Below are 20,605 nucleotides of genomic sequence, written 5' to 3' on the forward strand. Positions count from 1 at the left end.
AACTTGGCGGCTCAGCTTACCTACACGTTTAAGTGAGACGCGTTTGAGTGACGCCCTGTCCCTCTCCACGTGAGGCGCGCGTCGCGGCCGGACCGCCGCCCACGCCCGCGCTCGACACGTCCCGAAAGGCATCCGCGTGATCTGCCATCACGACTTCCTCCACGCCGGCATGACGTTGCGTTCCACGGTGCACATCCCCGAAGGCCCGGCGGGCGCCCGCCGTCCCACGGTGGTGTTCGTGCACGGCTTCGCCTCCAACCGGCTCGAACTGCCGAACTTCGTCGCCATGTCACGGCTGTTGGCGGAGCACGGCATCGCCTCGGTCCGGTTCGACCTGTCCGGCCACGGCGAGAGCGACGGCGACTTCTTCGACGTCACCGTCACCGGTGAGATCGCCGAGACCCGCGCGGTGCTCCAGGCGGTCCGGACCTTCGACTTCGTCGACCCCGGCCGGATCGGCCTGGTCGGGATGAGCATGGGAGGTGTGGTCGCCGGAATCGTCGCCGCCGAGGAGCCGGGAATCGGCGCGCTGTGCCTGTGGTCCCCGGCAGCCGTCGCCCCCTTCGAGCTCGCCGGGGGCCACCTCAAGGGCCGCAGCCTCGCCGCGGAGATCGAGGAGAAGGGGTACTTCGACGCCGACGGGCACCGGATGAGTCCCGCGCTCGTGGCGGACATCGCGGGTCTCGACGTGTACGGACGCTCCGCGCCCTACCGTGGCCCCGTCCACATCCTGCACGGCGACAAGGACGACATCGCCCCGCTCCCCTACGTACGCCGCTACCTGGAGCACTACGACGGCAACGCGGAACTCGAGATCATCGAGGGCGCGGACCACGCCTGGGGCACCGTCCCGCACCGCACCACGCTGCACCGGTCCACGCTGCGATTCCTCCGGAGGCATCTGACGTCATGACGACCCCGAGCTTCGAGGCACTCCGTACGGCCGACACCGCGACGACGGTCACCGGGCTGCGCACCGCGGACGACTCCGGTCTGGTGGCCACCCCCTACCCCGAACCCCGTCTGTCGTGGTCGCTGGCGAGCGACCGGCCGGGCGTCCTGCAGCACGCCTACGAGGTCCAGGTGGCGTCCGACCGGTCCTTCACCGGCGCGGTGTCCAGCGGCGAGGTCGATTCCGGTGTGGTGACCGACCACCCCTGGCCGGCCGGACCGCTGGGCAGCCGCGAGGCCCTTCTCTGGCGGGTGCGAGTCCGCACCGACCTCGGGTGGACGGAGTGGAGCGAGCCCGCCCGGGTGGAGGCCGCACTGCTCGACGACGGGGACTGGACGGCCCGTCCCGTCCATGTGCCCGGCGACCGGGGCCGTACCTCCCCCGGCCCGGTGCCGCTGCTCCGCCGGGAGTTCGACCTCCCGGCGGAGCCGGTATCCGCACGCCTCTACGTGACGTCACTGGGCGTCCACCGCACCGCCGTCAACGGCCGGCCCGTCTCCGACGAACTCCTGGAACCGGGCTGGACCAGCTACTCGAACCGGCTCCTGTACGCCACCTACGACGTCACCGGCCTGCTCTCCCCCGGCCGCAATGCCCTCTCCGCCGCCGTCGGGGACGGCTGGTACCGGGGCCATCTCACCTGGCACAAGCACCGCGACGTCTACGGCGACACCTGTGCGCTGCTCGCCCAGCTGGAGGTGACCCTGGTTGGCGGCCGCACCGTCACCGTCGGCACCGACGACCAGTGGCGGAGCGGGTACGGCGACCTGCGAGCGGCCGACCTGTACGACGGCTGCGAACGCGACCTGCGCCACGAGCCGCACGGCTGGCAGTTGCCGGGCTTCGACGACCGCGCCTGGGAGCGGGCCGCCGCGCTCCCCCTGCCCTCCGGCCTGACCCAGCGGGCCCACCCGCCGGTGCGGGTCGTGCGGGTCATCCAGCCGGAGCCGCGCACGCTGCCGGACGGCACCCTCGCCGTCGACGCCGGCGAGAACATCACCGGCTGGCTACGGCTCCGCGCCGACGGCCCGGCCGGCAGCACGATCACCGTCCGGCACGCCGAGGTCCTCGACGGCGACGGCCGGCTGCTCACCAGCATCCTGCGCGGTGCCCGCGCCACCGACCGGTACACCCTGTCCGGCGGCCCGGCCGAACTGGAACCGGAGTTCACCTTCCACGGCTTCCGGTACGCCGAGATCGACGTCTCCCCGGGCGTCTCCGTCGAGCGGGTCGAGGTGACCGTGGTGGCCAGCGACCTGCGCCGGATCGGTGAGTTCCACTGCTCCGACGAGCGGGTGAACGCGTTGTACGCCAACGTCGTCCGCTCCCAGCGCGGCAACTTCCTCGCCGTCCCCACGGACTGCCCGCAACGCGATGAACGGCTCGGCTGGACCGGCGACATCATGGCCTTCGCCCCGACCGCCTGCGCCACGTTCGACAGCCGGGCCTTCCTCGACAGCTGGCTCACCGACCTCGGCATCGAGCAACGGCCGGACGGCGCGGTCCCGCTGGTGATTCCCGATGTCGACCTCGGCGAACTGCCGCCGATGGACCTGCCGTTCGCCGGTACCGCCGCCGGCTGGGGCGACGCCGCCACCGTCGTACCGGCCGCCCTCTTCGACGCCTACGGCCACCGCGCTCTGCTGGGCCGGCACTACGCCACGATGCGCGCCTGGGTCGAGTTCACCGCCGGCCGCCTCGACGACGACGGGACCTGGAGCGGCAACGCACAGCTCGGGGACTGGCTCGACCCGGCCGCCCCACCGGAGGACCCCGCCCGCGCCACCACCGATTCCGCCTACGTCGCCACCGCCTTCGTCGCGCACAGCGCCCGCCTGCTCGCCGACGCGGCCCGGGAACTGGGCCGCGCCGAAGACGCCGACCGGTACACGGACCTGCACCGGCGGACCGCCGAAGCCGCCTGGCGGAAGTGGGGCGACCACGCCCGCACCACTCAGACCGGGTGCGCGCTCGCCCTGGAGTTCGGCATCGCGCCCGCCGCCGAACGCGCCGCGGTCGGTGAGTCGCTGGCCGCCCTGGTGCGCGCCAACAGCGGGCGTATCGCCACCGGGTTCCTCGGCACCCCCTTCGTCCTGCCGGCCCTGACCGCCGGCGGTCACACCGCGGAGGCGTACCGGCTGCTGCTCAACACCGAGTGTCCGGGCTGGCTCTACCAGGTCGAGCGCGGCGCCACCACCATGTGGGAGCGGTGGGACGCCATCCGGCCGGACGGCACGATCGACACGGAGAAGGCCGGGACGATGCTGTCGTTCAACCACTACGCCTACGGGTCGGTCGCCGCCTGGCTCTACCGGTCCGTCGCCGGGCTGCGGGCCACCGGTCCCGGCTACCGCACCATCGAGATCGCGCCCCGCCCCGGATCCACGCTCAGCTCGGCGGGCGCCTCGATCACCACCCCGTACGGGCCGGCGTCCGTCGACTGGACGATCAGTGGTGACACTCTCACGGTGAAGGCAGAACTGCCCCCCGGCACGACCGGCCGGTTCCTCCCACCCGAGGGCTGGTGCTCGGAACAGGCCGTCGGTGGACTCGGGTCCGGAGGTCATCGCCTCGTCCTGCGTGCGTGCACCAGGTGACGGCGACGAGGTCGTGGGGGCCAGGGCTGTGCCGTCCCGGCGCACAAGGGCTCCCGCGGCAGTCGTTCTACTCGATGCGGATCTCGCCGAGCTGGAGGCGGTAGCGGGTCGATTCGTCGGACGCCGGCCTGCCCAGCCTGCTGGCGCGCAGCCGCAGGTGCCGGCCCCTCGCGGCTGTGAGGGTGTAAGTCTGGGCACCCCCTTCGGGGTTGGTCTGGCCGGTGACCGTCCGCACGGTGGTGTAGGAGGAGGCTCCCTCGGTGCGGGTCTGCAGCGTGAAGTCGACCGGGAAGCCCGCGCTTCCACCCCCCGCCCCGGGGTGTCGGCGCGCGGGTGGAGGGTGACGGCGCCGATCGGCCGGTCGGCGCCGAGGTCAACCTCGACCCACACCGGCGTGTCGCTGACATCGGCGGAGGAGAAGTCGATGCTCGTGAAACCCTTGGAGCCCGCCACACTCGTGGTGCTGCCGTCCAGCACCCGGGTCTTCCCCCAGTCGCCGTTCTCCAGTGTGCAGTTGCTGGTGATGGTGGTCGCGGCGGTGGGGACGGTGAGTTCGGCGAGCTGGAGGCGGTACTTGGTGTCCTCGTCGGACGCGGGCGTGCCGAGCCTGGTCACCTCCAGCCGCACATGGCGGGCGGTGGTCGTCCTGAATCCGTACGTCTGCACGAGCCCGTCGGGGTTCGGCTGCCCGGTGACGGTGCGCACGGTGGTGTACGTGCCGGAGCCATCTGGTCGGGTCCGGATCGTGAAGTCGACCGGGAAGCCCGCGGTTGCGCCGCCCGCCGCCGGGGTGTCGGTGCGGGGGAAGAGGCGTACGGCATCGAGGTCGCTGTCGGCTCCGAGGTCGATCTCCACCCATACGGGGGCGGCGCTCACGTCGGCGGCGGCGAACTCGTCGCTGGTGTAGCCCTTGGCACCGGTCACGCCCCGGAGCATGCCGTCGGTGAGCCGGGTTCGGCCCCAGTCACCGTTCTCCACACTGCTGTTGCTGGTGACCGGACGGCCCAGGGCCAGATCGTCGAGACGGCCCGTGCCCGTCGCCGTGAACGTCCAGGTCCCCGGCTGGACGGTGAAGTACACATATGAGGAGTCCCTGCCCGCATCGCTCAGACCGCTGACGCCGCCGGTGGCGGAGCCGCCGCTGAAAACCGTGGTGCCGTTCGCCTTGATGACCGGCTGGGAGCCGCCGTAGGTGGGCACGCCCACCCTCGCGGTGGTCCCGCTCGGCGAGGTGAGCGTCAAGGTCACCCGGGTGCCGTCGCGCTCGATACCGAAGCGGATGTCGCCCTCCACGGTCGAGGTCACTGTGTGGATCCGCGTGAGCGTGCCGGTCTGCGGGACGACCTCGTACGACGACCAGCCGGGCGCGGTGGGACGCACTCCGGCCGCGTACGCCGACAGCGCGTACAACGGGCCACCGTTCCAGGCGTGGTTGTCGGTGCCGGCGGACTTGGTCCACAGCTCCCACAGCGTGTGGCAGGCAGGGTCGGCGACCTGGGCGGCGAAGCGGTTGCGCATCCGCTCCTCGGCGACGGTGGCCGCGCCCATCAGGTACAGCGCCTCCAGGACGTAGAACTCCATGTAGGGGCTGGCGTTGAGATGGGTGCGCAGCACCTCGGTCACCGCTCGGTGACGGGAGGCGGGGGCCAGGCCCGCGACGACGGCGAGGGCGTTGGCCCGGTCGTCGGTGTCACGGGTGTAGCCGGGTGAGCGGTACTCGTTCCGGGAAGCGTCCCACAGGACGCGGTCGAAATTGGCCTTGACGCTGTCGCGCCTGGACTGCCAGCCGGCCACGTCCCCGCTGTTGCCACTGAGGGCGGCCAGCTTCGCGGCCGTGTCCAGGGCCAGGTAGTACCAGCAGTTGTCCAGCACACGGGCGTCGATGTCGGAGCCCCAGTCCTCCCAGTCCCAGTCTCCCGCCCGGTGGTTGACCAGGCCGTCCCCGTCCAGGCTCCACAGGTTCAGGTACCCCTTCACCGCCGGGTAGGCGACGGTGATCGCGTCGGCGTTGCCCGTGTAGAGGTAGTAGGTCCAGAACGACCACACCGAGGCCAGCATCTGGACAGGAAGTTCGGAGGTCCAGATGGTGGTGGGAACCGGGGAGTACAGCGCGCCGCTGTCCTTCTTCCAGGCCGCCAGCTGCGCGATGGCCTTCTGGCCGAGGTCGTGGGAGCGGGTGTCGAAGGTGTAGAAGCCCTCCTTGAGCTGGTTGACCACGTCTCCCCACCACTGGGCCCGTTCGCGGGTGGGGCAGTCCATGTAGTTGTCCCGCATGTTGACGTACATCGTGCGGGCTGCCTTGCCCCACAGGGCGTCCAGGAAGGGGTCACTGCTGCTGAACGACCCGGTGAAGTCGGTGTCGTAGCCGGACTCCCGGTACTTCAGCTCCAGGATCGTCACACCCGCCGGGATCGTGTACCGCACGGCCGTGCCGCTCATCCAGGCCAGTGGCTCGAACTCCTGGACCCCGCCGGCGCAGACGTAGGTGGCGCGCACGTTGTACTGCGTCCCGGGCTCGATCCCGGTCAGGCCCGCGCCGTCGTCGTAGTGGTCGGTCTGGATGCCGATCACCGCCCCGGCCGGAGCGTCCACCTTCAGGAACGGGGTCACCTGGATGTTGGACGGCAAGGTGGCCGAGATCGCGCTGGGACCCCAGCCCCTGGCGGGTAGCGAGGCGGCGTTGGTGTAGGACTTCAGACCGGAATAGCGGAACAGCGGGATCGGCCGTTCGACGAGGGCGTTCCAGGGCGAGGCGCCTGAGGCACCGTGGTCGGTCGGCGCCGTCCAGCCCCTGTCGTCGAAGCCGGGCGAGCGCCAGCCCGACACGACGGCGGCGGCTCGGGCGTCGTAGAAGATGTTGGACTCGGGCAGCCGGAAGTTGACCTGCGTACCGCTGGTGTTGTTCGAGTAGCCCGGGTGGACGGTGTGCTTCCAGCTGGTGTCGCTCACGAGGCGGGTGGTGCTCGTGCCGGTCCGGATGTCGGACTGGAACAGCAGCCCGCCCTTGCCGCTGCTGTGGTGCGAGAAGCCCTGCTTGCCGAAGTGCCACACCAGGAGGGCCACCGTGTTGCCGCCGGCCCTCAGGTAGGGGGCGAGGTCGATCTCGTCGTAGTAGGTGTCCGTGCGGTTCGGGCCGCGCTTGAGCCCGCCGTCGAAGACGGCGAGCGTGCCGTTCACCCACAGCCAGTACTTCGAGTCGGCGGCGATCCGCGTCACCGCCTTCGACGGCGTGGTCGCGAGGGAGAACGATCTACGGAAGGCCACCCACTGGTTCGTGGTGCTGGACGGCGCCCAGATCCACTTCGCGGTCCAGGAGTTCGCGGCGGACGCCGCCGGTGCGAGGCCGGGGAGGGCCAAGGAGCCCAGGGTCGGGGCGAGGGCCACGGCTATGGCGGAGCGCAGGGCGGACCGGCGGGAGACGTGCTGCATCGAGGGGCCTTCCCAGGAGTGCCGCGGGGAGCGGCCGGGCGCGGAGGTGTGGAACAGACGCCTTGAATCGATTCAATCCCATGTGTGCAGGCGTGATCCTGACCCCTCCGCGAGACCGTGTCAATGCTTCGGACATGGGAATGGGCAACGTTGCTCACGCCGCTCGGCGTCGAGTGCCGTCGGAACTCGGCGCCGGGAGGGATCCCGCAAGCACGCCGCGGCCCAGAGGCCTGACAACCGGCGCCGGCAGCCCCCGCCCCCTCAGCTGGTCAGCAGACCGAACCGTCGATGAAGGCGCGCCCCATTGGCCGGCCAATACCCGATTTCTGCAGTCAATTGAGATGTGGTTGCGCGTTCGGTCACGTGCGGTGATCGAAGTCGGCAGGATTACCATGGCCATACCGCTGAGCTGCGGCGCCAGTTGAGGGACGGGTCTGGGAGGACTCCTGAACAAGGTCACCATCAGGGATGTCGCCGACCTCGCCCGGGTGTCCCAGTCGTCGGTGTCGAACTACTTCCACAAGCCCCACAAGCTCTCCGAGGCGACTCGGGAGCGGATCCGGCAGGCGGTGGAGGCGCTGGGGTTCGTACCCAACGACGCGGCCCGCATGCTGCGCACCGGGGTCAGTCCGGTGATCGGTTATCTCGCGTTCGAACTCGCCAGTGCCACGACTCCGGAGATCGCGGCGGCCATCGAGCAGCGCGTCTCCGCGCGCGGCATGTACCTGTTGATGGCCAACGACACCGGTTCCCGTCAGCGGGAGCGTGAGTACCTGCAGCTCTTCGAACAGCAGCGCGTCGGCGGCATCATCATCTCACCCGTGGGCGATGTCGAGCCGGAGCTCGACCGGCTCCGCCGGCGCGGCATCGCCAGTGTGCTCAGCGCACGCCGCGCGGACTCCCCGGCGCAGGCCTCGGTCTCGACGGACCATGTCGCCGGCAGCCGGCTGGCGGTCCGGCATCTGATCGAACTGGGGCGGCGGAAGATCGGGTTCGTGGCGTCCGCGCTGGACCTGCGACAGGTCGCCGACCGGCAGCGCGGCGCCCTGTCGGTGATCGAGACCGTGCCGGACGCGAGCCTGGAGATCATCTCCGTTCCGGAGCGCTCGGTGGAGGCGGGCATCGCCTGCGCGGACCGGCTCGCGGCACGCGACCCCGCCGACCGCCCCGACGCCCTGTTCTGCGCCAACGACCTGCTGGCCATCGGCGTCATCCAGTCCTTCGTGGCCGGTGGCCGGGTGCGCATACCGGAGGACATCGCCGTGGTGGGCTACGACGACATCGAGTTCGCCCAGTCGACGGTCGTACCCCTGACCTCGGTGCGCACTCCGCACGCCCGGCTCGGCGCCGCCGCGGCCGACCTGCTGATCGACGAGATCGCCGCGCTGCGCGATCCCGGGAAAGCAGACTCCGGGCGCACGGTGCCGCAGATCGAGTTCTCACCCGAGCTCGTGGTGCGCTCCTCCACCGCCGGGGCCTGAACCCTGGACGCCTTCGAAGGCAAATCCAGCGCGCAAGCCGGTAAATCGTTTCACTATTTTACCGTCCGATCCCTTGACCGGCCCATGAAACACCGTGCTCTCATGTACGCCACTTGGTAAAACGTATTACCACCGGAGGGCACGGGCCTGCCTCCGTGCAGAATGGAGCACCTCATGGCGCAGATGAAGGCGACGCCGCCGCAGCTCGACCGCAGACACTGGATGCTGGCCGTGGCCGCCGGAATGGCCTCGTTCCTCGACTCCGGCGCCATCATCTCGGTCGGTCTGGGGCTGGCCCTGTGGAAGGACAGCTTCGGCCTCGACGTCTGGATGGTCGGTCTCCTGGGATCGGCACTGACCCTGTTCATCGCTGTGGGGGCGCTGACCGGAGGACGCCTCGCCGACCTCATCGGCCGCGGGCGGGTCTTCTCCCTGACGATCCTGCTCTACGCGGTGGCTGCCCTCGCTGTGACGTTCGCACCGGGCGAGGGAGTGCTCGTCGTCGGCGTCATCGTGATCGGGATCGCCGCCGGAGCGGACCTTCCGACCTCCATCGCCGTCCTCTCGGAGCGGGCACCGGCCGGGGCCGAGGGCAGGCTCGTCGCCTTCACCCACGTGATGTGGACCGCCGGCGTGGTCTTCGCGACCTCCCTGGGCTTCGCCGTCTCCACGCTCGGCACGTTCGGTATCCGGCTGATCTTCGCCACTCTCGCGGCGCTCGCCGTGGCGACCTTCGCCTTCCGCGCGTTCTACCCACCGTTCCGGCAGCTGGAGGCCGAAGCCGACTCACGGCACACCGCCGAGGGCGTCGACCCCTTCCGCGCGATGCCCCTGCGCGCTCTGTTCCGCGACCGCTCCCTGGCCGCCATGATGCTGCTGACCGCGCTCTTCTACCTGTTCTTCACCCTGGTGGCCAACACCTTCGGCTCGTTCAAGACCTACTTCCTGGTCGAGGTGGGTGGCAGCTCCCAGACCTTCGCGACCGCCCTGTCCTTCGTCACCACCCTGATCGGCCTGGCCGGCACGGTCGTCTTCACCCGCATCGCCGACACCAGGTGGCGCAGCCGCTTCTTCGCGGCAGGGGTCGTGATCTTCACGTCGTGCCAGCTGCTCATCGCCGTCACCGGCGGCGTCGTCCTGCCGGTCATGATCGTCGCGCTGGTGCTGTACAACATCGGCTTCCCGTTCGTCGGAGAGGCGCTGTACAAGATCTGGACTCAGGAGTCGTTCCCGGTGAACGCACGCGCCACGGTGCAGGGGGCCACCATGGCGGTCGCCCGCTTCGCCGCGTCGGGATTCGCTCTCGTCACTCCGGCACTGATCGACTGGAGCCCGTCGGGCCTCTACATCCTGCTGACCTTCTTCGCCCTGGTCTCCGGCGGGATCGGCATGCTGATCATCCGGCGCGTCCAGCGGCCGCCGGCCGGGACGACGGCCACGACCAGCGCCCTCACCGCGACTGCCGCAGGAGAGGCCCGATGACCCACGCCGCTCAGGTGCAGGCCGGCGCCCCTCGCATCGGCCACAGCGACGACCCGTTCGTCCCCGACTCCCGCCCCTCGCTGTCCTGGAAGACCACGACGGAACTGCCCTCATGGGTACAGGCCGCCGCCGACATCGCGGTCACCCGCGACGGCAAGACCTCCACGGCGCGGGTCGACGGGCCCGAGTCCGTGCTGGTCGACTGGCCCTTCGCGCCACTGCGGCCGCTCGAGACGGCCCTCGTCCGCGTGCGGGTGCACGGCAAGGACGGCTCCGTCTCCGAGTGGAGCGCGGACCGTGAAGTGACCGCCGGATTCCTGGCCCCCGATCAGTGGCGCGCCCGCTTCATCGGCTCAGGCTCCGACGAGCCGCATCTCCTGCGCGTCACCTTCGAGGTGCCCCGTCCGGTCCACCGCGCCCTGCTGCACTCCACTGCGTTCGGCGCCTACGACCTCCGTGTCAACGGCGCACCGGTGGACGACGCCGAGCTCAAGCCCGGCTGGAGCAGTTACCAATGGCGCGTCCACCTCGACGTCGCGGACGTCACGACACTCATCCGCTCCGGCCGCAATGCCCTCGGCCTCACCCTGACCGGCGGCTGGTACACCGAGCGTTTCGGGTTCCGCGATGCCGCAGAGCGCTTCTACGAAGGACCGCCGGCCGCCGCCGCACAACTCACGCTCGAGTACGAGGACGGCGGCGTGGACACGGTGATCACCGACGAACGATGGCGCTGGACACGTGCTCCCGTGGTGTCGGCGAGCCTGTACCAGGGCGAGACCTACGACGCCCGCCTGGCCGTCCCCGGCTGGTCCGGCCCGGTGTTCGACGACTCGCACTGGAGCCGCGTCGGGCTCCCCGGCGTCCCCGGGGCGACGCCGACTCCTCGCTCGGCACCGCCGGTTCGCGTGACGGAGCACCGCCCCGTCGAACGGGTCCTGACCTCACCGAGCGGCAGGACCATCCTCGACTTCGGCCAGAACCTCGTCGGCCGGCTCCGGATCCGGGTCACCGGGGAAGCGGGCCACACCATCACCCTGCGCCACGCCGAAGTCCTGGAACACGGAGAACTCGGAACCCGGCCCCTCCGCAACGCCGCCGCGACCGACCGGTACACCCTGAGCGGCGACGGGGAGGAGATCTGGGAACCCAAGTGGACCTTCCACGGTTTCCGCTACGCCGAAGTCGACAACTGGCCGGGACCGTTCGCACCCGAGGACGTCACGGCAGCCGTGTTGCACACCGACATGGCCCGGACCGGTGACTTCACCACCTCCCACCCGCTGCTGCAACGTTTCCACGACAACGTCGTGTGGGGCATGCGCGGCAATTTCCTCTCCATCCCCACCGATTGCCCGCAGCGCGACGAACGCCTCGGCTGGACCGGGGACATGCAGATCTTCGCCCCGGCCGCCGCCTTCCTCTACGACTGCGACTCCTTCCTCCGGTCCTGGCTGGAGGATGTCCGGCTCGAACAGCGTGCCGCGGACGGGGTCGTGCCGATGGTCGTGCCGGCGGTGATCCCACAAGTACCCGGACTCCTCAAACCGGTCGCCGCCTGGGGAGACGCCATCACCGTCGTACCGGCCGTGCTGTGGGAGCGCTTCGCGGACCACGCGACGCTCAGGGACTGTTACGCGTCCATGGCGGCCTGGGTGGACGTGGTCCACGACCGGTCGGGCAGTGCTCTGCTGTGGGAGGAAGGGCTGCAGTTCGGCGACTGGCTCGACCCCGACGCGCCGCCCGAGCGGCCTGGCGACGCCAAGACCGACGCGGGCATCGTGGCCACCGCGTACTTCCACCGCTCGGCACAGCTGACCGCCCGGACCGCCGCTCTCCTCGGCCGGGAAGCGGATGCTCGTCACTACGGCGATCTGGCGGAGCAGGTCGCCGAGGCCTTTCGCGGCGCCTACGTCACGCCGCGCGGGCGCATGATGTCCGATTCCCCCACCGCGTACGCACTGGCGATCGTCTTCCGTCTCGTCCACGGCGAGCGGCGGCAAGCCGTGGGCGACCGTCTGCGCGACCTGGTCCGCGCCGCCGGCTACCGCATCGCGACCGGTTTCGTCGGGACCCCGATCATCTGTGAGGCCCTGACGGCGACGGGCCATGCCGCCTCCGCCTCACGCCTGTTGACTCAGACGGAATGCCCCTCATGGCTGTATCCCGTCACGATGGGTGCGACCACGGTGTGGGAACGGTGGGACTCCATGCTGGAGGACGGCTCGATCAACCCGGGCCAGATGACGTCCTTCAACCACTACGCCCTGGGAGCGGTGGCCGACTGGCTGCACCGCGACGTCGCCGGACTCGCACCGCTGGAACCGGCCTACCGGGTCATCCGCATCGCACCGACCCTGCTCGACGACCTGGACGACGCCTCGGCCCGGCACGAGACACCGTACGGACCCGCGGAAGCGGGATGGCGGCGCGACGGCGACGAGGTGTTTTTCCACGCCCGGGTCCCTCCGAACGCGCGGGCCGTGGTCGAACTGCCCTCCGGGGCACGCCACGCGGTGGGCAGTGGTGCATACACCTGGGTCGAGCACCACCCCCGGTCCTCGACACCGCGCGGTCGGCTGAATCTCGGCAGCGGCCTGGACACCGTCATCGACGACCGGGCGGCGTATCAGGCCGTGCTGGACGCCGTCCGCGGGATCGACGAGGAGCGCGCTGAGGCGTTTCGCCGTACGACGCGGTGGTGGCGGGGCCGGGAACTGCGTGAACCTCTGGACAAAGCGCCGTTGCCCGTCCTCATGGCGGTGGAGAAGGCCCTCGCCGACCTGCCGGCCCTCGACCGGTGATCCACTGAACGTACCCCCGTCGGCCACCGTGAACGGCCGACGGGGGGAGGCTCTCGGCCCCAACGACCTCGTGCACGGTTGGCCGCGGCTCGTGGAGGGGTCTGGTGCTGGCGGCACGAGTCGTGCGGGTTCGCGGACCTGCGGTGCGCAGATGCTCCAGGGGTGCGTCCAGGAGTCGTTGGGCTGATCCCGGCCGGAACCTGGTCTGCCTGCAGGGCACAAAAAGACGCGTCGACGGTCCCTTCGCGCAACACCTGGGCGCCGTTCTCGACATCGACGCGCAAGGGACGGCTGCCGGGGCGCACGGCCTGATCAAGGCTTTCACTTCTTCCACAACCATTGGTTGTGTCTGCTGTGGTGCAGGGTTGTTTGATCGAGGGTTCTGCGCGGTGGTGGGATGAGCGCATGTCTACCCGCACAGAGCAGGTCATGTATGTCCAGACGCCTGAGTTCGAGCGTCATGCCGAGCGGATCGTGGAGGTGACCGATGCGACGTCTCGACTGAACGTGCTTCCGTTCAGCGACAGCGAAGGTCGCACGGAACTACTTTCTGTTGTGTTCGGTGGCCCGCTGCCGGAGTCGGTGATGATCTACCCGCCGTTCTTCACCGAGTACGGGCTCAACACGACGTTCGGGGAGAACGTCTTCGTCAACCAGGGATGCACCTTCATGGACAAGGGGGGCATCCGTATCGGCAACGGCGTCATGATCGCCCCGAAGGTCAGCCTCATCACCGGAGGCCATCCACTGCCCCTGGCCGAGCGTCGCAAGTACCTCTCCTTCGCCCCGATCGTCATCGAGGACGACGTCTGGATCGGGACGGCTGCCGTGATCACGCAAGGGGCGACCATTGGTGCCGGTGCGGTGGTCGCTGCGGGTGCGGTGGTCACTCGTGATGTTCCCGCCGGCACCGTGGTTGCAGGAGTGCCCGCCCGGGTGATCAAGACCATCGATTGAGCCCGGCCGGGCTGCCGGCCCGGGTGCGCAGCACCTCTGCAGTCTGCTGATGCCTCGTCACGCCCGGCTGACCGACCGTCAGTGGGAACGCATCCGACCTCTGCTGCCCTTCAGTACTGGTCGTCTCAACCAGCGCGTGCGGCGGGTCGAGTGCGGCAAGATGCGGGCTGGTCGAAGCAGTGCGGCCGGCATCAGTGAGGCTAACGGCTTGTCACACACCCTGACGCGGCGGCACTTCTTCCAACCGGTTCGTGGTCGTAGGGACACCGGAGAGCCTGGAGCAGATCGGCCTGGCCGGGCGGCCGCAGCAAAGGTATGTCGCGCAGATACGGCTGGGCCACGGGCAGCATGGGGACCGGGCAGTCCGCGGGGAACGGAGGGCCGGCGTCAAGTCGCTCCGCGAGCATCGCGGCGTTCCGCTCTTTGATCGCCTCCTCCTCGGGCGTTATCCCAGGACCACCGTGATCACCATGCCACCGGGCCCGCATGCGCCTCATGAGTCGCACTTCCGCCGGCGGCTGGCGGAACCCACTGTCCACGTGCAGGTGCGAGCTTTCGCAGTGCGGCCACGGCTCCTGAGCCGGCCACAGCAACGCCCCCCTACCGAGCTCTCCCCGACCGAAGGCGACCCGGGACGAGGGTGCAGCCGAATCGCAGGACGCGCCAAGGGCGCCAGCTCAGGAAAGACCGCGGTCACGTCCACGGGCCGCGGCGAAGTAGTACGTACGAAACCCATGCCGGTGATCCTGCCACCAGCCACTGACAACCCCTGGCCGCCTCAACCAGCTTCGGAGGCACCGGTGTTCAGCTGGTCAAGTCCAACGCGCGAAGCCGTATGCAGCGTCGAACGGCCGACCTCAGCCTGAGGGCGCTCAGCCTATTCTTCGAGCACCTTCTCTTCGTGAATCGGAATGGCGCCGTCAGGAAGGCCGGCAAAGCCGTCCCGCTGTTCGTCCTTGTACTCCTTCGCAATCGCGTAGGCCTTGATGTCAACCGCGTTCTGAGCCGTCACGAGTGCGACTCGTACCTGCCAGTCCTGGCCGACGTCACCAATGCCGTCGACACGGAGGTCAGGACACGTCCAAGCTCCGCTGACGTCATCGATTCTGCACGGCTGATACTGCGGCCAGAGCTTGCCACTTGACACCTGTTCACTGAATGCCCAGAGTGCATACCCTTCGGGCACGTCCTTGATCCACCCGCTCAGACGGAATTTGTCACCGGCTTTGAGGATGCCAGGAGTTGTGATCTTCCCCGTCGGCTTTGTGGTCGCTTGGACTGCGTTTTGGCGGTCCGTGGCACGATTGCCGCTCTGGGCCGCATACATAGCACCGCCCGTGATCAATGATCCAACGACCGTCGTAACGGTGGCCAACAAGACGGGATGCTGTTCCATCCAGTTGGAGCCTGAGTTTGGCAAGTTCCCTCCCTCGCTGCGGGAGTAGCACGATGGCGCAGGAATCCTTCGGATTCCATCACGGAATTTTCGTGACTCGGCTGTAACGCCATCCCCCGCACGGCATGGACTGCATAAAGCCATTCCGATCATCACATTCAGCCACTGCTACGGGCTCGTAGCGCCAGAGCGAGTGGACACCGAGGGCCCCGACATCCGGCCGCCAGGCCTACCGCAGGCGCAGCATCGTGGAGCGTTGCGTCAACCGGCTCAAGACCGCGACATCGACAGTCACTTTCGCATCGTTCCTGCCGTAGGAAAAATCCGTCGGACGGGCCCTTGGATTGCCCACTGCCCACAACGAGCAGAGCATCCGCACGTTTTCCCGCACCGTCAGATCCGAGACTCCGATCCGGCCAGCGGCGACCCAGATACTGAAACAGTGAGCCTTTTCCAACCTCGGATGTGAGGGCGGGCTTGGTGGCTGGGCAGAATTCCGATGGACATCGCAGCCTGCGTTGACCAGGATGACGGCCGTGTCAGAGCCCAGCGGCATCCACGTAGTCGACTATGACCCGAGCTGGCCCCGGCAGGCCGCTATCGCCATCGATGCTCTCCGAGCAGCGGCGCCTGGGCTGTTCGTGGAGATCGAGCACATCGGCTCGACGGCTGTCCCGGGACTGGCGGCCAAGCCCGTCATCGACCTGATGGCTGCTGTCTACGACCTCACGCACGCTACACCCCACCAGGCAGCACTCGCCGACCTCGGCTTTCACCCGCACGACAACGGGATGACTGACCGGCTGCTGTACGTCCGCGCAGATGACGGGGTCCGCAGCCATATCCTGCACGTGGTGACCCTGGCGAGTTGGCCTACCCGGAACCAGCGGATCTTCCGAGACTACCTGCGCGCCCATCCCGAGGACGCGACCAGATACACATCGCTCAAGCGGGCGATCGTCGCCGCTGGTACAGGACCAGGTGAGTATGCGCGAGCCAAGACGGCGCTGGTGCAGGAACTCACCAACCGTGCTCGCACACAACTCGGTCTGCCATCTGTACCCGTGTGGGAGAAGCACTGAGTCTTTGCCAAGCTGGCTGCGTGCGGGCTGAGTTGCCACGCGCTGCGTGAAGGAAGAGGTGAAGCTCCTGGTGGATGGGTTGTCGACCAAGAGCAACCTGTCCGCCCGGAGCTTCGTGTGCTTGTTACCCATCGGGTATCGATCTGGCCACCTCGACCCTGCGATTGCTGTCCGACCTGTTGGTCGGACAGCAATCGCAAGCGTGGGACGCGGTGGCGCCGGCTTCCAGAGGGCCGGCAGGCCCTGCTCGTACTGGCCCATCTGCGGTGCGGGCACACCTACGCCCAGCTCGCCGCCGGATTCGGCGTCGGGACCACCACGGCGTACTGGTACGTGGCCGAAGCCGTCGAGATCCTTGCGGCCCGCGCACCGGATCTCGCCGCTGCCGTCCGGACAGCAGCCTGCAAGGCGCTGACGGTGCGACGGAAAGCGGCACCCGGTCGTCAATCGTTCATCAGTGGAGCAGCCTCCCACGCGGCGTGGGGGCCAAGCCTCAGTTCACAGCGGTGAGCCTCAGCCATCTTGAATTAGCAGGTCAAAGCGCTGTTGTGACCGGCCTCCGGGGTGCTCACGCCAGTAGGGGGCGCCTGCTTGAGGAGTAGATCGTCTGTTGGGCCAGTCCGCGCGATGAGGTATGCAGTTCGGTTGGGTGTGTCCGTTTCCTTGCGGCAGACCCGGTAGAGGTACTGCCTGCCCGTGCCTGCGGCGCCCTCAGTTCACCGCGACAGCGTGAAATCATGGCCCTGAACTGGCCGTCCCAGCCGCTGCCTTGCATGTCACGAAGCCCGCGAGCGTGTCTTTCTGCAAGCTCAACGGTCATGCCGTGGGTACGCGTACGCGGGTTGATGGGGCCCTCTGAAAATTCCAGACAGCCCTATCAGGGTGAGGACCGGCTGTGACTCAACGGTTCGCGAGGACGAGGGGGCGGGTGGTGGCGGGCGTGTCCGTCTTGCACACGGTGCCGTCGGCGGGGTGGGTGCCGTGGATGAGGGCGGCGTCAACTGCGCTATTGACACACGCGTTGGTGCCGTAGGAGCCGTGTCCCACTCCTTCACGCGTGAGCAGGACCGCAGAGTCCAGGGTTCGGGTCATGTTCTCGGCCCAGTGGTGGGGGGTGACGGGGTCCAGCCGGCCTGCGACCACCAGTGCCGGCGGCGTACCAGCGCCTGTGAGCGGCTTGGTGACGCGGTCCTTGTTCGGCGCGGGCCACCGAGCGCAGTTCAGGGCGGAGTAGGCGGCCCGTGTCCCGACGCGCTTGGCCTCAGCGACGGCCTTGGTGGCTGCGGTCTTGTGCGCGGCGATGCCGGCCGGGGTCTGCCAGTCGGCGCAGCGTACCGCGGTGTGGGCTTCGAACATCGCGGTAGGGACAGGGAAGGGAGATACCGTGACGCTGCTCCACAAGGTGTACAGGGGAGCACCGTTGCCGTCCTGTGCGGCAAGCAGAGCCGAGGTCAGCAACGGCCAGGTGTTCTGGTCGCCGGCCAGGGCCCGGGTGGCCTCAAGGGCCATGGCGCCGTCGAGTTGGCCGCCCGGGGTGGCGCCCTTGACGGGTGCGATTTTCAGCGGCTTCACTTCCAGCGTGTCGATCAGTGTGTCGAACGCCGCCTGCGGGTCTTCCGCGCCGAACGGGCACACTGCGGTCCCTTCGGCGCGGCAGGTCTTGAACCAGGCGTTGAGCGTCCGTTCGCTCGCCACGGCGACGTCGTTGAGGAAGGGAAGGGACTTGCCGAACCACAGATTGGTGTCGACGGGCGCGTCGAGCACCATCTGGCGGACGCGGTGAGGGAACAGGGTGGCGTACATCGGGCCGACCACGGTGCCGTAGGACAAGCCGTAATACGTGATCTTGTCCTCGCCCAGCGCGGAGCGAACCTGGTCGATGTCGCGGGCCACGTTGTCGGTGGACAGGCTGGCCAGGAACCTTTTGCTCTGGTGTTTGACACAGCCGTCGGTGAACGCGGCGGCATCGGTCAGCAACTGAGGCAGGGGTTTGCCCCCGGGGACGGCCGGGTCGAAGGCGGTGCCGGCGGCGTCTGCTCGCTGCTTGTCGGTCAGGCAGCGAACGGCCTGCGATCCGCCGACGCCGCGCGGGTCCATCGCGATGATGTCGAATCTGGCGAGCACCGCGGGCGAGAAGGCGCCAGGAGTGCCGGAAGTTTTGGGCAGATTACGCAGTGTTTCGATGGCGGGAACCCCGGGCCCGCCCGGGTTGAAGACCAGGCTGCCGATGCGGTGGTCGGGATCAGTGGCCCGGTGTCGCATGACCGCGAGCGGGATCTGCGTGCCATCAGGCTCGGTGTATTCCTGTGGCACCTTGATCGTGGCGCATTCAAGGTTCTTCCCGCACGCGCTCCAAGTGAGCGGGTCCGGGGAGGGAGCCGAGGCCGACGCGCCCGCTGCGGACGTGTTGCGCAGCCCGGAGACGCCGGACGAACACCCGGTCAGGACCAAGAGGGCTGCGGCGAACGCCGCGCCGTACCGGGCGGCGGGCCTTGGCCTCAAACGGATCATGATGACTTCCCTTTCGTCGTACTCATGTCATTCCATGCAGCCGGGCCATGCCGGTCGCGTAGGAAGCCAGCCGAAGAGGGCTGACGTGGTCGCGCCTTCCTCGCTTCGGGGATCAGCGACCCGCCGCGTCGAGCAGAGAGGAGTACCGCAGGCGGAGCGCGCGCTCCATGCCGGCCAGAACGGCCCCGCCCCCAGTACGAGGTTCAGCCAGATCGGCAGGTGTACCGGCGATTCGAACGTCCCGACCCGCTGCGTGACAGGAGGAATGTGAGAGACGGGTTCAGCGAGCTGCAACAGGTTCAGGCCCACACCGATGACAAGCAGCAACACCGATCCGATGCCGATCGCCCGGCTCAGTCCCGGATGTCGGGCGCCGAAGCGCGCCCGCCGCCCCTCCGCCGAGGCCGGGTCGGGCGTGAGCTGACGCGGCTGTCCGCCCAAGGGGCGGTAGTGACAGCGCCTGATGCCGCAGTTGCTCATCGCCACTTCGATGACACCCCCGTCGACAGGGAAGACCGCGGGCAGTTTCGACTCGGCCACGTGCCTGCCGTCCAGGAACAGATGCGCCCGGATCCTGCTGTTGTCCAACCGCGCCCAGTGCCGTACGTCGACGGCGTGCAGGCGGGATTGCCCACCGGCCCCGGGAAGCCGTAGCCAGAACAGGGAGCGCAGGGGGAGCTGCCACCAGCGGAACCGCTGGAGCTCCCTGCCGTCTCCCGGCTTGAGGCGCTTCGATGCCGCCCACTGCCTCCAGGTCATGCTCCGTCCCTCCTGTGCACATCAGCGGCAACACCACTAGTACAGCGTGTTAGAGAAACGCTAACACACCGTACTAGTACGGCGTGCTAGTACAGTGTGAGGGCTGGGAGAAGCAAAGGAGAGCGGAGCATGGAAACACGCGAGAAGATCCTCCAGGCCGCCGCGGAGATGATCGCCGAGGACATGACGGCGAAGCTGAGCGTGCGAGCGGTCGCGGCGCGTGCGGGAGTGAGCACTGGCTCGCTGAGGTTCCACTTCCCCACCCAGCGCGCCCTGCAGGACAGCTTGCTCGCGCGGATCTACGAACACCTGCTGCCCGGCGACCCGATCCGGGACCGGACACTGCCGCCCCGCGAACGGCTGCTGAACTGCCTGCGGCAGGTTCTCGCACCGCTCGGCACCAACGAGGACGCGAGAACCGCATGGGGCACGATGTATCGGACCTTCATCGAACCCGAGCCGACCGAACCGGTACGCGCCGCGTACCTCGGCCATGAGCGGGAGGCGGAGCGCAGGGTCGAACACTGGCTGACCGTGCTCGCCGAGGAAGGCGCACTGCCGCCGGGAGACCACACCCGCAACGTCAGGTTCCTTCTCACCGTCCTCAACGGACTCTCGGTCGAACGCGCCCTGCCCACCCGCGAATCCGTCCTTATCGCCGAGACCGAGACCCTCAACGCCGCCGTCGACCATGTCCTCTCCACCAGCCCCGCACCACCCGCCGGGCCGACTCGGCCGTGAACCGAACCAACCACCCCTCTGCACCGGTTCCACCCGGCGTTGGGGGGGACCGACGAAATGCGGCTCGTGGGTGAAGGAATGCTCGGGTCGGGTCAGTGGGCCGGCTGGCCACTGCAATGTTCGTCGGCGCTCGCGCCGCCGCCCTGAGTTCCCAGACTGGGAACGCGGGATCTGCTCGGGGATCTTGGGCCGTGCCTGAAAGGTGAACTCGGTGGCCAACGCCAGGGCTCGGCGAACCTCCTCGGTCGTGGTGGAGGGCTGATTGCGCTGCCGAGCGTGGCCGTGGACAGCTCGTACGAAGCTCTCCACCCACCGCGGTCGTCGATGGCTTCGGCGATCTCGCCGAGCCAGTAGGTCGCCCAGCTGTCCAGGACCGTTCACACCAGCCCTTTGCCCTGCGGCTTCAAATTGGAG

13 protein-coding genes and 4 pseudogenes are annotated in these 20,605 nt (G+C 68.8%); 10 read left to right on the forward strand and 7 right to left on the reverse strand.

Features of this window, described 5'->3' with window-relative positions:
* The first annotated feature begins 169 nt into the window (after positions 1-169).
* Together ACQEV8_RS02015 and ACQEV8_RS02020 are read left to right on the forward strand one after the other, a co-directional pair.
* Positions 170-913: an alpha/beta hydrolase gene (locus tag ACQEV8_RS02015; RefSeq protein WP_432956805.1), complete on the forward strand. Its 744-nt coding sequence runs from the start codon at positions 170-172 to the stop codon at positions 911-913.
* Positions 910-3,549, forward strand: coding sequence for a family 78 glycoside hydrolase catalytic domain (locus ACQEV8_RS02020; protein ID WP_432956807.1), 2,640 nt, complete (start codon positions 910-912; stop codon positions 3,547-3,549). The genes ACQEV8_RS02015 and ACQEV8_RS02020 overlap by 4 nt, the downstream gene beginning before the upstream one ends.
* 67 nt (positions 3,550-3,616) lie before the next feature.
* Here ACQEV8_RS02020 and ACQEV8_RS02025 read toward each other — a convergent pair whose 3' ends face one another.
* Together ACQEV8_RS02025 and ACQEV8_RS02030 are read right to left on the reverse strand one after the other, a co-directional pair.
* Positions 3,617-3,784 (reverse strand): hypothetical protein, encoded by a 168-nt coding sequence (locus ACQEV8_RS02025; protein WP_432956809.1) that lies wholly within the window; start codon positions 3,782-3,784, stop codon positions 3,617-3,619.
* Positions 3,785-4,215: 431 nt separating this feature from the next.
* Positions 4,216-4,485: pseudogene (locus tag ACQEV8_RS02030) on the reverse strand (discoidin domain-containing protein); the annotation flags it as partial.
* Between the two features lie 94 nt (positions 4,486-4,579).
* Here ACQEV8_RS02030 and ACQEV8_RS02035 point away from each other — a divergent pair.
* Positions 4,580-4,741, forward strand: a complete 162-nt coding sequence (locus tag ACQEV8_RS02035; RefSeq protein ID WP_432956811.1) for a hypothetical protein — start codon at positions 4,580-4,582, stop codon at positions 4,739-4,741.
* 50 nt (positions 4,742-4,791) lie between these two features.
* Here ACQEV8_RS02035 and ACQEV8_RS02040 read toward each other — a convergent pair.
* Positions 4,792-6,978 (reverse strand): annotated as a pseudogene (locus ACQEV8_RS02040) (alpha-L-rhamnosidase N-terminal domain-containing protein); the annotation flags it as partial.
* A gap of 461 nt (positions 6,979-7,439) precedes the next feature.
* Between ACQEV8_RS02040 and ACQEV8_RS02045 the strand changes: the two are divergent.
* From ACQEV8_RS02045 to ACQEV8_RS02060, 4 genes are all read left to right on the forward strand, one after another.
* Positions 7,440-8,459 (forward strand): LacI family DNA-binding transcriptional regulator, encoded by a 1,020-nt coding sequence (locus ACQEV8_RS02045; RefSeq protein WP_432972326.1) that lies wholly within the window; start codon positions 7,440-7,442, stop codon positions 8,457-8,459.
* Positions 8,460-8,633: 174 nt separating this feature from the next.
* On the forward strand, positions 8,634-9,941 hold the full coding sequence (locus ACQEV8_RS02050; RefSeq protein WP_432956813.1) for an MFS transporter: 1,308 nt from the start codon (positions 8,634-8,636) through the stop codon (positions 9,939-9,941).
* Entirely contained in the window at positions 9,938-12,745 is a 2,808-nt protein-coding gene (locus ACQEV8_RS02055) for a family 78 glycoside hydrolase catalytic domain (RefSeq protein WP_432956815.1), read from the forward strand. Before ACQEV8_RS02050 ends, ACQEV8_RS02055 begins: the two co-directional genes overlap by 4 nt.
* A 429-nt stretch (positions 12,746-13,174) precedes the next feature.
* The gene (locus ACQEV8_RS02060; protein WP_432972329.1) at positions 13,175-13,702 is read left to right on the forward strand and encodes a DapH/DapD/GlmU-related protein; all 528 of its coding nucleotides are present in this window, start codon (positions 13,175-13,177) and stop codon (positions 13,700-13,702) included.
* A 245-nt stretch (positions 13,703-13,947) separates the two neighbouring features.
* On the opposite strand, the pseudogene ACQEV8_RS02065 reads toward ACQEV8_RS02060, so the two are convergent.
* A pseudogene (locus tag ACQEV8_RS02065) lies at positions 13,948-14,438 on the reverse strand (hypothetical protein); the annotation flags it as partial.
* A 141-nt stretch (positions 14,439-14,579) separates the two neighbouring features.
* The gene (locus tag ACQEV8_RS02070; protein WP_432956817.1) at positions 14,580-15,098 is read right to left on the reverse strand and encodes a hypothetical protein; all 519 of its coding nucleotides are present in this window, start codon (positions 15,096-15,098) and stop codon (positions 14,580-14,582) included.
* Between the two features lie 536 nt (positions 15,099-15,634).
* On the opposite strand from ACQEV8_RS02070, the gene ACQEV8_RS02075 reads away from it, so the two are divergent.
* Both ACQEV8_RS02075 and ACQEV8_RS02080 read left to right on the forward strand, forming a co-directional pair.
* On the forward strand, positions 15,635-16,180 hold the full coding sequence (locus tag ACQEV8_RS02075; RefSeq protein ID WP_432956819.1) for a GrpB family protein: 546 nt from the start codon (positions 15,635-15,637) through the stop codon (positions 16,178-16,180).
* A gap of 74 nt (positions 16,181-16,254) precedes the next feature.
* Positions 16,255-16,600 (forward strand): annotated as a pseudogene (locus ACQEV8_RS02080) (helix-turn-helix domain-containing protein); the annotation flags it as partial.
* Positions 16,601-17,080: 480 nt separating this feature from the next.
* On the opposite strand, the gene ACQEV8_RS02085 reads toward ACQEV8_RS02080, so the two are convergent.
* Entirely contained in the window at positions 17,081-18,691 is a 1,611-nt protein-coding gene (locus ACQEV8_RS02085; protein ID WP_432956820.1) for an alpha/beta hydrolase, read from the reverse strand.
* A gap of 27 nt (positions 18,692-18,718) precedes the next feature.
* Positions 18,719-19,279, reverse strand: a complete 561-nt coding sequence (locus ACQEV8_RS02090; protein ID WP_432956822.1) for a hypothetical protein — start codon at positions 19,277-19,279, stop codon at positions 18,719-18,721.
* Positions 19,280-19,579: 300 nt separating this feature from the next.
* Between ACQEV8_RS02090 and ACQEV8_RS02095 the strand changes: the two genes are divergently transcribed.
* Positions 19,580-20,191, forward strand: coding sequence for a TetR/AcrR family transcriptional regulator (locus ACQEV8_RS02095; RefSeq protein WP_432956824.1), 612 nt, complete (start codon positions 19,580-19,582; stop codon positions 20,189-20,191).
* Positions 20,192-20,605: the final 414 nt, after the last annotated feature.

It is taken from the genome of Streptomyces sp. CA-179760, from assembly GCF_050937045.1.
GTDB lineage: Bacteria > Actinomycetota > Actinomycetes > Streptomycetales > Streptomycetaceae > Streptomyces.